Origin of the sequence: Streptomyces lunalinharesii (genome assembly GCF_039532155.1) — a bacterium.
Lineage (GTDB): Bacteria > Actinomycetota > Actinomycetes > Streptomycetales > Streptomycetaceae > Streptomyces > Streptomyces lunalinharesii.
In genome coordinates this window covers 1-12829 of sequence record NZ_BAAARK010000015.1, presented here as the reverse complement: position 1 = coordinate 12829, position 12829 = coordinate 1, and the positions used below count along the sequence as shown (strand labels likewise).

The window sequence follows — 12829 nt, the reverse complement described above, 5'->3', positions numbered from 1 at the left end:
AGTGGGGATCTGACGGAGCGTCGGTTCGGGGTGGGGTCACCAGGGCCGGCGGTAGCCGGTGGTCAGCTGCTCGCCGCGGTGCCGCCACTTGGGTTCGTGGTCCACGGTCCGGGCGGTGATGCCGCGCAGTCGGCGGACGACGTTGCCGTAGGCGGAGCTGGCGGTGCTGGAGAGCTTGGCGCCGGGCGGCTCGTCCATGAACGGCATGAACTTGTCGGGGAAGCCGGGCATGGTGCAGGCGATGCAGACCCCGCCGACGTTGGGGCAGCCGCCGATGCCGTCCATCCAGCCCCGCTTGGGCACATTGCATTTGACCACGGGACCCCAGCAACCGATCTTCACCAGACACTTGGGCGAGTCGTAGGTGGTGGCGAACTGGCCCTGCTCGTAGTACCCGGCCCGGTCGCAGCCCTCGTGCACGGTCTCGCCGAAGAGCCAGGTGGGCCGCAGCTGGTCGTCCAGCGGGATCATCGGGGCCGCGCCGGCCGCCTGGTAGAGCAGGTAGACCAGGGTCTCGGAGAAGTTGTCCGGCTTGATCGGGCAGCCCGGTACGCACACGATCGGGATGCCGGCCTTGGACTTCCAGTCCCAGCCCAGGTAGTCCGGCACGCCCATGGCACCGGTCGGGTTGCCGGCCATGGCGTGGATGCCGCCGTACGTGGCGCAGGTGCCGATGGCGACGACGGCGAGCGCCTTGGGGGCCAGTCGGTCGATCCACTCACTGGTGGTGATCGGCTGTCCGGTCTCCGGGTTGTCGCCGAAGCCGCACCAGTAACCCTCCGGCTTGATGGCTTCGTTGGGGATGGACCCCTCGACGACCAGCACGAACGGGTCGATCTCACCGCGCTCGCCCTTGAAGAACCACTCGATGAAGGTGTCCGCGCCCTGGGTGGGCCCGCACTCGAAGTCGATCAGTGGCCAGTGCACCTGGATCTTGGGCAGACCCGGCAGCACGCTCAGCGCGATCTCTTCGATACTCGGTTGGGTCGCGGCGGTCAGCGCGACCGAGTCACCGTCGCAGCTCAGGCCGGCGTTGATCCAGAGGATGTGGATCGGGGACTCTTCCTCGTCCTTCCGTGCGGACGGGGCGGTCGCGGTGGCAGGTGCGGCATCCATGGCGATGTGCCTCCTCGGGGAGGTGGGCAGCGGAAGCGCTCGACACGGCTTCCGTCAACCTTGGTAACACCGCCGAGGGGGCGAGGAGAGCCGACGAGGGCCGTTCCGGTGACGCACCAGCGCCGGAACGGCCCTCGGGCCCGGGGAGGGACTGCCGTCAGGACGGCACTCCCGACTCCACCGTGGTGACGGTGAAGGTGCCGCCGCACACCCGCAGCCCGCTGCTGCCGGTGGTCATGGACTCCTTGGAGCCGGGCGGGTAGACGAACACGATCTGCGAGTTCTTCCAGCACGGGATGTCCGAGACGCCCTCGTTGACCGTGTGCAGCACCGCGTGCGCGCTCTGTCCGGGCTGCAGCCGCACGCTGCCGCCGGCGCCGCCCTCGCGGGAGGCGGGCGTGCCGACCGACGAGCCGTCGCGCTGGATCAGCGAGACGCCCGGGAAGCCGCGCAGCGAGCACGCCTTCTTGCCCTTGTTGGTGAAGACCAGCGGCACGCGGATGTTGCCCGCGCCGATGTCGGTGCGGCCCATGTGCAGCGACATGTTCGCCGCGGTGCAGCGGTCCGGGTCGGTCATGCCCGAGGGGTTGGCCTTGCTCGCGTTGGGAACCCCGGCGGAGCCGGCGGACGGCTTGGCCACACCGGAGGGCCGGGCCCCGTTGCCGGCGGACTGCGCACTGCCACCGGCCGACGGCGCACCGTTCGCGCTGGACGTGGCGGGTGCCGCGGCCGAGGAGGACTTCGATGCGCTGTCCGTGCCGTTCTGGCAGGCGGAAAGCGTCAGCGCGGTGACGGCGATCAGCGATCCGGCGGCGACACGGCGGCCGCGGCCGAGGGTCTTGAAGGTGAGCGACATGAGTCCCCCTCGTCTGGGGTTGGTGGGTACCCTCGTATCAGTGGGTGCGTACGGTCCGTCCGTTGCTCTTCCAGCGTGCTCCCGAGCACTGCCGGTCCGCTAACGAGGCACTAACACCCCACTAACGACGCCGCACGCCCGGCTCGACGCTGCGCCGGCGCCCGGTGTGACCAGGCGGAACTCCGGTGCGCCGCCCAGGCTCGCAGAAATCCGCGCGCTTGCGGGCGCGGCACTACGAGGTTCGGCCGTTTCAGCCTTCCTGCTCACGGGCCTCAGAAAACCCATGAATTCCCAGGCGCCCCACCTCGCGGGCCCATGCCCCTGGTAAGTGCGCAGGGCCGATCCCCGAGCGCCGGTGCCGAGGGAGTCGCTGCGCGCCCGGGGCGGACCGGGGGTCCGCACTCGACCGAAATCCCACCATAGGGTGTGGACGAGACGCTCTCCTTGACGCCGAGGTTGCACGGCGACGGCGTTTTCCAGCCACCGGGCACCGGCCATCCGGCTGCGCCACCACACCGCCGCACCGTCCGTATCCGGCCGCACCTCCGAGCCGCACTCCTCCGCCGGCCCTCCCCCGCTCCACCCGACGGCCGCCGGGCAGACGACCTCGGCGCGGGCAGCCCTCGGGACCGGGGCGGCGCCGGGCGCGGAGACGACCGGGGTGGCAGGGGCCCGGGCGTCGATGCGGAGGCCCGCCCGGGGGTTACGTTCGCGGGCCGACGGTCGCCGCTGGCGAACCCCACACGGCTAATCCCGCATCGCGACGCCCGCCGGGCGGACCCCCATCGCCGAGGAGGGCCAGGCCTCGCCCCACCACCACTACGCTCCCGCGCCTACCAATTGCGGGGCGGCGAGGCGGAGTTGACGGCTCTCCGCTGACGACTCTCCGCCAACCGTAGACAGGCCCGGGCCTGTCGGCCGCGGCCAGGGCCGACGAAGAGTCGTCGCGCGACGGGGGTGTCAGCGCCCGCCGGTGGCGCCCGGTTGTGTCAGGTCGAGGTCCAGTCGCTCGTTCGCACCGCCCGTCAGGGATATGGGCTCCGCGTGCGGCGGGTACCCGGCCGCCGACAGCGTGTACTGACGGCCCTGCAGGTCCGCGAAGGCGTAGGCGCCGTCCGGCCCGGTGACGGCGTGGCCGGTGACCGTGCCGTCCTCCAGCAGCGTCACGGCGGCATCCGCCAACGGCCGTCCGTCAGGCCCGCGGACGGTGCCGCGCACCGTGGCCGTCGGCCGCAACCGCACGTCCTGGCTGCCCGGCCGGTTCGGGGAGTCCGCCCCTTCACCGCCGGTCAACTGCACGGCACGGGCCTCCGGCTGGTGCCCCGCGGCACTGAGGACGAGCGTGTAGTCACCGTCCGGCAACTGGCCCACCTCCCAGCGCCCCTCGGCATCGGTGGACGTGCAGGTCACCACGTCCCCCCGGCCGTCGGTGACCACCACGCCGGCGTCGGCCAGCGCCGCGCCGTCCGGACCGCCCCGCAGGGTGCCGCGGAGCCGGCTGCCGGTGGGCACCAGGGCCAGTCGCACCTCGGCCACCGTGCCCTCGCCGTCGTGCGTGGCCGAGGCGGCCTGCGGGGTGTGGCCCGCAGCGGCGCCGGTGAGGACGTACGTGCCGGCGGTCGGGGCGGCCAGCGCGAAGCTGCCGTCGGCCGCGGCCGTGGTGACCCCGGCCTGCTGCCCGTGCCGGTCGATCAACGTGACCGTGGCGCCCGCGACCGGCCCACCGGCGGAATCGACGACCCGCCCGCGGAAAGCGGCACCGACCTCCTCGCCCGCTCCGGCCGGCTCCGCGACCGGCGCCCCGGTCGCACGCGGCTCCTCGGACGCGGCGGCAGCCACCGGGGAACCGGCCGGCGGCCGGACCGCCGTCGACTCCTGGCCGGCGGCCGGGGCGCCCTCCGCGCTCTGCGCCACCCGCGTGCCGGCCGCCTTCCGCTGGGACGGCAGGAACGCCGCCACCAGCACACCGAGCACGACCGCGGCCGTGGCGATCAGGAACGAGAACCGGAACCCGGCCATCGTGGGCACCACGATCGGCCCCAGCGGCTCGGACATGTGGGCGAGCACCATGCCGATCACGGCGCTGGACACGGAGGTGCCGATCGAACGCATCAGGGTGTTCAGGCCGTTGGCCGCGCCGGTCTCGGACGGGTCGACGGCCCCGATGATCAGCGCCGGGAGCGAGGAGTACGCCAGGCCGATGCCCGCGCCGACCACCACCGCGATGATCACGGTCTGCCAGGGGGCCTGCATCAGGCCGATCCCCCCGCCGTAGCCGATGCCGATGATCAGCATGCCCAGCAGCAGCGAGACCTTGGGGCCGCGGCGGGAGGCGATCCGGGCGTACAGCGGCGCCACGCACATCATCGTCAACCCCAGCGGTGCCACGCACAGCCCGGCGACCACCATCGACTGGCCGAGGCCGTAACCGGTCGACTTGGGCAGTTGGAGCAGCTGCGGCAGCACCAGCGAGATCGCGTAGAACGCCACTCCGACGGTGATGGACGCGAGGTTGGTGAGCAGCACCTCGCGCCGGGCGCTGGTGCGCAGGTCGACCAGCGGATCGGCGATCCGCAGCTCCATCACGCCCCACAGGACCAGGATCACCAGCGCGACCCCGAACAGGACGAGGGTGCGCGGCGATGCCCAACCCCAGTCACTGCCCTTGGTGATCGGCAGCAGGAGGGCGACGAGTCCGACGGACAGGCCGATGGCGCCGGCGACGTCGAAGCGTCCGGGCGCCCGCACCGGGGTCTCCGGAACGGCGAACAGGGTGAGCAGGATCGACAGCACGCCGAGCCCGGCGGCGGCGAAGAACAGCGCGTGCCAGTCGGCGTGTTGGGCGATCAACGCCGCGGCGGGCAGCGCCAGACCACCACCGACGCCGATGGAGGAACTCATCAGGGCCATGGCCGAGCCGAGCCGCTCCCGGGGCAGCTCGTCACGCATCAGCCCGATGCCGAGGGGTATCGCGCCCATCGCGAAGCCCTGGAGCGCCCGGCCGACGATCATGATGACCAACTGGCTGGTGAATCCGCAGATCAGGGAGCCGACGACCATGACGGCCAGGCTCACCAGCAGCATCCGGCGCTTGCCGTAGAGGTCGCCGAGGCGCCCCATGATGGGGGTGGCGACGGCCCCGGCGAGGAGGGTGGCCGTCATGACCCAGGTGGCGTTGCTGGAGGCGGTGCCGAGCAGCGTCGGCAGGTCCTTGATGACCGGTACCAGCAGCGTCTGCATCACCGCGACGACGATGCCGGCGAAGGCGAGGACGGGGACGATGCCGGCGCGCGTTCTGCGGTGCCCGCCCGCGGGGAGCAGGGCGGGCGGCGGCCCGGCGGCGGAATCCGCCGTCCTCACGGGAAGCTGGTCGGTCGTCGTCGGGGTCATGCGGGCGGCCTCCAGGGCGGCAGGAGCAAGCGAAAGGGTGCGCCGTGCGCTGCGGTGCGCGCTACGCGGGCAGGGGAATGCACCCCCTGATACGTGCATGACGAACGTTTCAACACAAGGGGCTATTCCAAGCCAGCGGGCCGTCTCACCCCACGAGCAGTGATCTCCCTCACGCTCCTCGGGTAGTGCCTCGCGCTACACCAACTTCCGTACGCCGCACGACTGATCGCCCCCTCCCACTCCGGAGCCATCCCGGCCCGCGCGCCCCTCGATCCGCGCCCGCCTCCGCTTGCCGTCCCTGCCATCGGCTCTCCCCCGAACTCGTCACTGACACTGGATCCAGTGAAGCGCACGCCACTGACATTCATCCGGCCGGGGGACCAGGAGCGGGTCAAGGAAGGAGCGTTCCGATCGATGTCACGCCGGGACAGAACCGACTTTCCGGACCAGCGGCGGAACTTCCGCCCTCGCCGGGGCCGCGCGACGACGAGCCACCGCTTCCGTTACGGCGCCACGTCCAACAGGTTCGGCCCGTCCTCGGCGAGGTGCTCCTCGTCCTCCAGGGCGGCGTGCCGCTGGAGTTCCGCGTCGAGTTGCGCCCCCCGCTCCGGATCGACTCGGAGCTTGGCGAGTATGGCGGGCACGGCGATGGTGGGAAGGGTGTGCTCGAAGAAGACGGTGAGCCGTTGGCTGAGGTCGGTCTGGTCGGTGAACGCCTTCGACATCATCTGGAGCCCGGCGAAGGCACCGACGAACAACTCGGCGGTGTCCCGTACGTTGACGCTGCCCATCACCTCGCCCCGCGCCTTGGCTTCCTTCAGGAGCCCTTCGACGAAGGACGACCACGCCGACATCGACTGTTTGCGGTCAAGGTGGTTCGAGCTCTGCTCGATGGCGAGACGGGCGGCACCACGCTGGATCGCGTCGTGGCGGAGCCGGTAGGCCAGGATCTGCCCGGCGTCCACGAACTCCTGCAGCTTGATCGCCTGTGGCCGTACGGCGATATCCAGCACCTGCTCGTGAAGTACCGCAAGCGCAAGATCCTCTTTGGAGGGGAAGTGGAAATACAGGGCGCCCTTGGTCACGCCCGCGCGCGTGAGGATCTCCGCGATCGTCGCGCGGTCGAAGCCGAACTCGTCGAAGACCGACGCAGCGGCTTCCAAGATCACTCGCCGAGTCCTGATCGCGCGGTCCTGACGTGCCACAGAACGCCTCCCGTCCCTCAAAGGCCTGAGCCTCTCAGCAATTCGCTACGACCCAAGTCTCCTCCAGATTCACAGCTGCTCCGTACCTCGACATCGGCATTGAAAAGAAAACCGGATGGTACGTATCTTAATCGTTGTCCGGAAGTCCTCTGTATTGATGCCTAGGGGCGGTCATGAGCGACACGTTGCAGGTCAGCGCCACAGATCGGCCCACGACCCGACGTCACACGCAGCCCGCGTGGAATCGACCCGCTGCGGTCCGCCTGGAGCACGGCGGGAGTCTCGCCGTGCCCGGTGCGTTCGTGCACCGCCCGCACGTCGAGGACATCCTCATCACGTCGTGGCGGCGGGTCGACGAGAGCCGTTTCACCGTCGATGCCCGGTGGCCCCATGATCACCCGTACTTCGTCCCGAGCCACGGCCGGCCCCACGTCATGCTCGCCGGCGAAACCATCCGCCAGGCAGGTCTGCTGCTGTCGCACGCCGAGTTCGGCGTGCCGCTCGGCCACCACTTCATCCTCGACGACCTCGTCTACACGACGGATCCCGAACACCACGTCCTCGGGGACGCACCGACTCGGCTGACCATCGACGTCCTCTGCCGCAAGACCCGCATGCGGGCCGGCGTACTGGCCAGCAGCCGGTTCGACATGACGCTCCGCGCCGGGGGCCGCATCGTCGCCACGGGTCACTCCAGCGTGAACGTCACCACACCCGCGGTCTACCGCCGGCTCCGGGGCCAACGCCTCGCGGCCCGCCGCGCCACGGGCCCGATCAGCCCCGCAGTGGCCCCGGAGTTGACCGGAAGCGTCACCGACCACGACGTGCTGCTCGCCCCCACCGGCCGGTTCGACACGTGGCTGTTGCGGATCGCCCCCGGACACGCCACGGTCGTCAACCCCGAGAACGATCACGTCCCCGGGCTGTCGCTCCTCGATGCGGCGCAGCAGGCCGCCCGCGCACTGACCGCGCCCGAGACCTTCGTCCCGTACGCCTTCGGCACGGAGTTCCGCCGCTACGCGGAGCACGGCAGCCCCTGCCTGATCGAAGCGCGCCGGATCCCGAGCGCGATTCCCGGCACCACCACGGTGGAAGTCACCGGCTCCCAACACGGCGAACCGGTCTTCGTCTCCACCCTGACCGCACTGGACATGTGCCGGTCCCCCCTCTGAGTCCCCACGGCTCACATCCGATTTCACGAGCCTCAGGGCTCGTGCCGTGTGCGGGTGAGCAACGGGTCGGACCCGGGCGCGGCCGCACCATGCTGCTGACTCACCGGACGGCCCGACGTGCCCGCGCATCCACCGGTCACGGTGACAACGAACCGCGCTCAGCACTACGGAAGGCCGACAACCACCATGGGTGACCTCTACGGAAAGACCGCACTGGTAACGGGATCCAGTCGCGGCATCGGCCGGGGCATCGCACAGCGCCTCGCCCAGGACGGCGCGCTGGTCGCCGTCCACTACGGGACCAACGACATCGCGGCCAAGGAGACCGTCGAGAGCATCCAGGAGGCCGGCGGCCGGGCGTTCGCGATCGCCGCCGAGCTGGGCGTCCCGGGCGACGCGGAGGCGCTGTTCGCCGCCTTCGACGCCGAACTGTCCGCGGCCGGCGCGGAACCGGGCCTGGACGTCCTCGTCAACAACGCCGCGATCAGCCTGCCCGGCCATATCGACGACGTGACGCCGGAGGAGTTCGACCGCACCATCGCGATCAACACCAGAGCCCCGTTCTTCCTGATCCAGCACGGGCTGCGGCGGATGCGGGACGGCGGGCGGATCGTGAACGTCTCGTCCGCGGTGACGACCACGGCCTTCCCCTCGACGATCGCCTACGGGGTCTCCAAGGGGGCGATCGACACCCTCACCCGCACCCTCGCCAAGGACGTCGGCGACCGCGGCATCACGGTGAACACCGTGGCGCCCGGATTCATAGAAACCGACATGAACGCCGCCATGCGGGCAACTCCCGAGGCACACGCGGCACTTGCCGCCATTTCGGTGTTCAACCGGCTGGGCAGGCCGGCCGACGTGGCCGACGTCGTCGCCTTCCTCGCCTCCGACGCATCCCGTTGGATCACCGGGCAGCGCATCGACGTGACCGGCGGGTCGATGCTGTGACGGCCGCGCCCGGGTGCTCCGACCCCCGTGCGGAGCACCCGGGCCGGGCCGCGCCGTCTTAGGCGGCGTCCGGTGCCACGCCCTCCAGTCCCAACAGCAGCCGCTTGCGGGCCAGGCCGCCCGCGTATCCGGTGAGCGAGCCGTCGGCGCCGATGACGCGGTGGCAGGGGCGGACCACCAGGAGCGGGTTGGCGCCGATGGCCGTGCCGATGGCGCGGACGGCGCCGCGCGGCGCGCCGATGGCGGTGGCGATCGCGCCGTAGGTGGTGGTCGTGCCGCGCGGGACGGCCTCCAGCGCGGTCCAGACGCGCTGTTGGAATTCGGTGCCGCGGGGCACGCACTCGACGGTGAACGGTGCCGTCGCGCCGTCGAAGTACGCGCGGAGCTGGCGGGCGATCTCGGCGAACGCGGCCGGGTCGTGGGTCCAGCCCTCCTGGACGACCGCCCCGCGCTTCTGGTCCGGTACCGAGAGCGAGGCCAGTGCGGTGCCGCCGGGCGCGGTCGCCGATCGCTCGCCCACCAGGAGGAGTTCGCCCAGGGGGCTGTCGAGGGTGGCGTACAGGGTCATGCGTCGATCCGTTCTTCCTGGGGCGAGTGCCGGGCCGGGGTGCCGGCAGGGTCGGCCGCGTGGAGGTAGTGGGTGGCGTAGGAACGCCAGGGGCTCCAGAGTGCCGGAGTGGTGCCCGGGGGCGGTGCGCCGAGGAGGACGTCGGGGTCGCCCAGGGCCCGCATCCGTACGTAACCGGCGGTCCACGGGCCGATGCCCGGCAGTGCGCGCAGGGCGCGTTCGGCCCGGTCGCGGTCGGTGCCGGCGTCCAGGACGACGTCCCGGGCGGCGAGCGCCGCGGCGAGGGACCGCAGTGCGGCGGCCCGCGACGGGGACGGGGCGAGCCCGGCGAGCGGGGCCCGGGCCAGTTCAGCGGCCCGCGGGAACAGGTGGGTGAGGCTGCCGACCGGGCGCGGCAGCGGCTCCCCGTAGCCGGCGACCAGGCGTTCGCCCAGGTCCCGGCCGGCGCCGGTGCCGGTTCGGCGGGCGAGGACGGCCCGCACCGCGAGTTCGACCGGGTCCACGGTGCCCGGGGACCGCAGCCCGGGGGAACGGGCGACCAGCGGGGCCAGCACGGGATCGGCACCGAGCCGTTCGCCGACCGCGTACGGGTCCGCGTCGAGGTCGAACAGGCGGCGGACGCGCTGGGTGGCGGTGGTGAGGTCGCGCAGTTCGGCGAGGTGCAGGCGGCAGTCCAACCAGCCGTCGCCGACGGCCTCGTCGACCTCCACGATGCCGGTGCCGTGCGGCAGTCGCAGGGTCCGCCGGTAGGTGCGGCGGCCGGGCGCCCCGGTGACCTCCTCGATCCCGCCGAGCGCCCGCGCCTGCAAGTGGTCGAAGACCTGCCGCGCCGCGTACGGGCCGCGGAACGCCAGCCGCAGCGGCAGCACGCCGGGCGTGCCGGACGGGGACGTCGGGCCGCTGCGGGTGCCGGGGCGGACCGCCCGCAGGCCGCTCGGGGTGAGGGCGTAGATCTCCTTGACGGTGTCGTTGAACTGCCGGACGCTGGCGAAGCCGGCGGCGAAGGCGATCTCGGCGATCGGCAGGCCGGTGGTCTGCAACAGGACCCGGGCGGTGTGCGCGCGCTGCGCCCGGGCCAGTGCGGTGGGCCCGGCGCCGAGTTCGGCGGTCAGTTGCCGCTGGAGTTGCCGGGCGCTGTAGCCCAGCCGGGACGCCAGCCCGGCGACGCCCTCCCGGTCGACGACGCCGTCCCCGATCAGTCGCACCGCCCGTCCCACGACGTCGGCCCGGGCGTTCCACTCGGCCGAGCCGGGGACCGCGTCGGGGCGGCACCGCCGGCAGGCCCGGTAGCCGGAGCCCTGGGCCGCCGCGGCGGTCGGGAAGAAGCTGACGTTGCGCCTTCGCGGGGTGGTGGCGGGGCAGCTCGGCCGGCAGTAGATCCCGGTCGTGGACACCGCGAAGAAGAACGCCCCGTCGAACCTGGCGTCCCGGCTCCGCACCGCCTCGTACCTGCTGTCCTCGCTCATCACACCCCCCACTGTGCGCCATCGCGCGCCCGCGCTCTGGCGGGAATCGGACATGGCGTTGGGTGGTGCGGTGGATCGGTGGATGCCTCAGCGGGCGGCGCCCGGTCCACGGGCCGGGGGCGTCACGCCGGCGGCATCGGCCAGTCGTCCAGGGAGCCGCCGCGCCACTCGATCAGGCGGGGGTCGTCCAGCGTGACGTCGTGGGCCGGATCGGCGACGCCCGCGCGGCGCAGGAACTCCGCGACGTCACCGCGGCCGTGGGCCAGGCCGACGATCTGCCCGTGCACGGTCACCCGGCGTCCACCGGACGGTGTCGGTGGGTGCACGATGACAGGCGGATGCTCGGACATGCCTCCAGCGTGCGCCGGGCTCCGCGCGCTCGCACGTCGGCGGCGGGATCTCACCCGGATGGTTGGGATCCCGGCCGGGCGGCACCGCCGGCGCCGGTGCGGGCGTGGTCCCCGGGCCGGTCCGGGACGGCGGGCGCGGACTCGAACCGCGAACGAGAGCCGAGGACGCCTGTGAACGACCCCATGGAATCCGCCGAGTTCTCCCGGGATCCGTATCCGCTGCTCGCCGCGCTCCGGGCGCGCGGCCCGGTGCAGCGGGTACGGACCGGGAAGGACCGCACGACGTGGGTGGTGACCGGCTGGGCCGAGGCGCGCGCGGCGCTGGCCGACCCACGGCTGTCGAAGGACACCGCCCGCTACTTCGCGGACCGGCCCTCCGGCCGCGATCTGGCGCCGGCGGTCAGCCGGAGCATGCTCGCCACCGATCCGCCGGACCACGCCCGGCTGCGGAAACTGGCCATGGCGGCCTTCACCCCGGCGGCGGTGGGCCGGCTGGAGCCGCGGATCCGACAGATCGCGGAGGGGCTGGCCGCGGGGCTGGGGCAGTCCGCGGCGGCGGCCGGCGGTCCGGTCGATCTGGTCGAGGGGTTCGCGGTGCCGCTGCCGATCGCGGTGATCTGCGAGTTGCTGGCGGTGCCGGAGGGAGACCGGGCCGCGGTGCGCCGGTGGTCCGACGACCTGTTCGCGGCGGCGGACCCGGACACCACCGACCGGGCCTCGCACGCCCTGGCCGGATACGTGGCGGAGCTGATCGCGGCCCGGCGCACGGCGCCCGGGGACGACGTGCTCAGCGCGCTGATCGCCGCCCGGGACGCCGGCGACCGGCTGTCCGAGCACGAACTCGTCTCGCTGGCCGTGCTGTTGGTGGTCGCCGGGCACGAGACCACGACGCACCTGATCGGCAACGGGACGCTGGCCCTGCTCCGCGACGACGCGCTGCACGCCCGCCTGCGGGACGATCCGGGGCTGCTGCCGGCCGCGGTGGAGGAGTTCCTGCGGTACGAGGCTCCGGTGACGCTGGCGACCTTCCGCTACGCCACCGAACCGTTCGAACTCGGCGGGGTCCGCATCGGAGCGGGCGAGGTGGTGCTCGTCTCCCCCGGTGGCGCCAATCGCGATCCGGCGCGGTTCGACGAGCCGGACGCCGTGCGGCTGGACCGGTCGGGCCCGGGCGGGCACCTGTCGTTCGGGCACGGTCCGCACCACTGCCTGGGGGCGTCGCTGGCCCGCGCCGAGGCCCGGATCGCGTTCGAGGTCCTGCTCGCACGGTTCCCCGGACTGCGGCTGGCGGCCGGCGGGCGCCAGGGCGCCGAGGGTTCCGACGGCACGGACGGGGTGACGTGGCGGCGCACGCGGTTGATGCGCGGACCGGCCCAACTGCCGGTGTTCCTAGGCCCGTTGCGGGAGGCTTCGGAGGGGCGGGACTGAGCGCTCCCCCGGAGGCGGGCAGGAAGGGCACTCACCTGCCCGCTGCCGCGCGCTGTGCATCGCTGGTGGGGCCTGGTGGTCCTGGGCCTGGCCGTCGTCGGCGGTCGGGCGCATCCGGAAACGGCGAACCGGCGTCGTGACCGCAGTGCGGCGGTCACGGCGCCGGTTGTCCGGTGCCGGTCGCGGTCCGGGACCGCTACCGGGTCTCAGCCCTTGAGGTCGTATCCGGAGAGGCGTTCCACGCCGCGCAGGAGGGCGGAGTGGTCCAGGCCGCCGTCGCCCTGGGCGCGCAGGGAGGCGACGAGGGAGGCGACGACGGAGCCGACG

Annotated in this window: 10 protein-coding genes and 1 pseudogene; 3 read left to right on the top strand and 8 right to left on the bottom strand. The window is 72.7% G+C overall.

The genetic code is table 11. From position 1 onward, the window contains the following. Positions 1-36 precede the first annotated feature (36 nt). The 4 genes from ABD385_RS22275 to ABD385_RS22260 form a co-directional block, all read right to left on the bottom strand. A complete protein-coding gene (locus ABD385_RS22275) occupies positions 37-1116 on the bottom strand; it encodes an NADH-quinone oxidoreductase subunit B family protein (protein ID WP_016573947.1) in 1080 nt (359 codons plus the stop codon). 157 nt (positions 1117-1273) lie between these two features. After that, complete coding sequence (locus ABD385_RS22270; protein WP_344578904.1) at positions 1274-1972, bottom strand: DUF4232 domain-containing protein; 699 nt, start codon at positions 1970-1972, stop codon at positions 1274-1276. 960 nt (positions 1973-2932) lie between these two features. Continuing rightward, positions 2933-5362, bottom strand: coding sequence for an MFS transporter (locus ABD385_RS22265; protein WP_344578902.1), 2430 nt, complete (start codon positions 5360-5362; stop codon positions 2933-2935). A 503-nt stretch (positions 5363-5865) separates the two neighbouring features. Continuing rightward, entirely contained in the window at positions 5866-6567 is a 702-nt protein-coding gene (locus ABD385_RS22260) for a ScbR family autoregulator-binding transcription factor (RefSeq protein ID WP_344578899.1), read from the bottom strand. Positions 6568-6740: 173 nt separating this feature from the next. Between ABD385_RS22260 and ABD385_RS22255 the strand changes: the two genes are divergently transcribed. Both ABD385_RS22255 and ABD385_RS22250 read left to right on the top strand, forming a co-directional pair. Next, positions 6741-7739 carry a ScbA/BarX family gamma-butyrolactone biosynthesis protein gene (locus ABD385_RS22255; RefSeq protein WP_344578897.1) on the top strand — a complete coding sequence of 333 codons (999 nt, stop codon included), beginning with the start codon at positions 6741-6743 and terminating at the stop codon, positions 7737-7739. 186 nt (positions 7740-7925) lie between these two features. Continuing rightward, positions 7926-8690 (top strand): SDR family oxidoreductase, encoded by a 765-nt coding sequence (locus tag ABD385_RS22250; protein ID WP_344578892.1) that lies wholly within the window; start codon positions 7926-7928, stop codon positions 8688-8690. Positions 8691-8748: 58 nt separating this feature from the next. Here ABD385_RS22250 and ABD385_RS22245 read toward each other — a convergent pair whose 3' ends face one another. The 3 genes from ABD385_RS22245 to ABD385_RS22235 form a co-directional block, all read right to left on the bottom strand. After that, complete coding sequence (locus ABD385_RS22245; protein WP_344578886.1) at positions 8749-9258, bottom strand: methylated-DNA--[protein]-cysteine S-methyltransferase; 510 nt, start codon at positions 9256-9258, stop codon at positions 8749-8751. Continuing rightward, a complete protein-coding gene (locus ABD385_RS22240; RefSeq protein WP_344578883.1) occupies positions 9255-10724 on the bottom strand; it encodes an AlkA N-terminal domain-containing protein in 1470 nt (489 codons plus the stop codon). Before ABD385_RS22240 ends, ABD385_RS22245 begins: the two co-directional genes overlap by 4 nt. A gap of 122 nt (positions 10725-10846) precedes the next feature. Then, positions 10847-11074, bottom strand: a complete 228-nt coding sequence (locus tag ABD385_RS22235) for a hypothetical protein (RefSeq protein WP_344578879.1) — start codon at positions 11072-11074, stop codon at positions 10847-10849. A 171-nt stretch (positions 11075-11245) separates the two neighbouring features. Here ABD385_RS22235 and ABD385_RS22230 point away from each other — a divergent pair, with 171 nt between their 5' ends. Further along, complete coding sequence (locus ABD385_RS22230) at positions 11246-12502, top strand: cytochrome P450 family protein (protein WP_425585453.1); 1257 nt, start codon at positions 11246-11248, stop codon at positions 12500-12502. 206 nt (positions 12503-12708) lie between these two features. On the opposite strand, the pseudogene ABD385_RS22225 reads toward ABD385_RS22230, so the two are convergent. Then, a pseudogene (locus ABD385_RS22225) lies at positions 12709-12829 on the bottom strand (2-hydroxy-3-oxopropionate reductase); the annotation flags it as partial.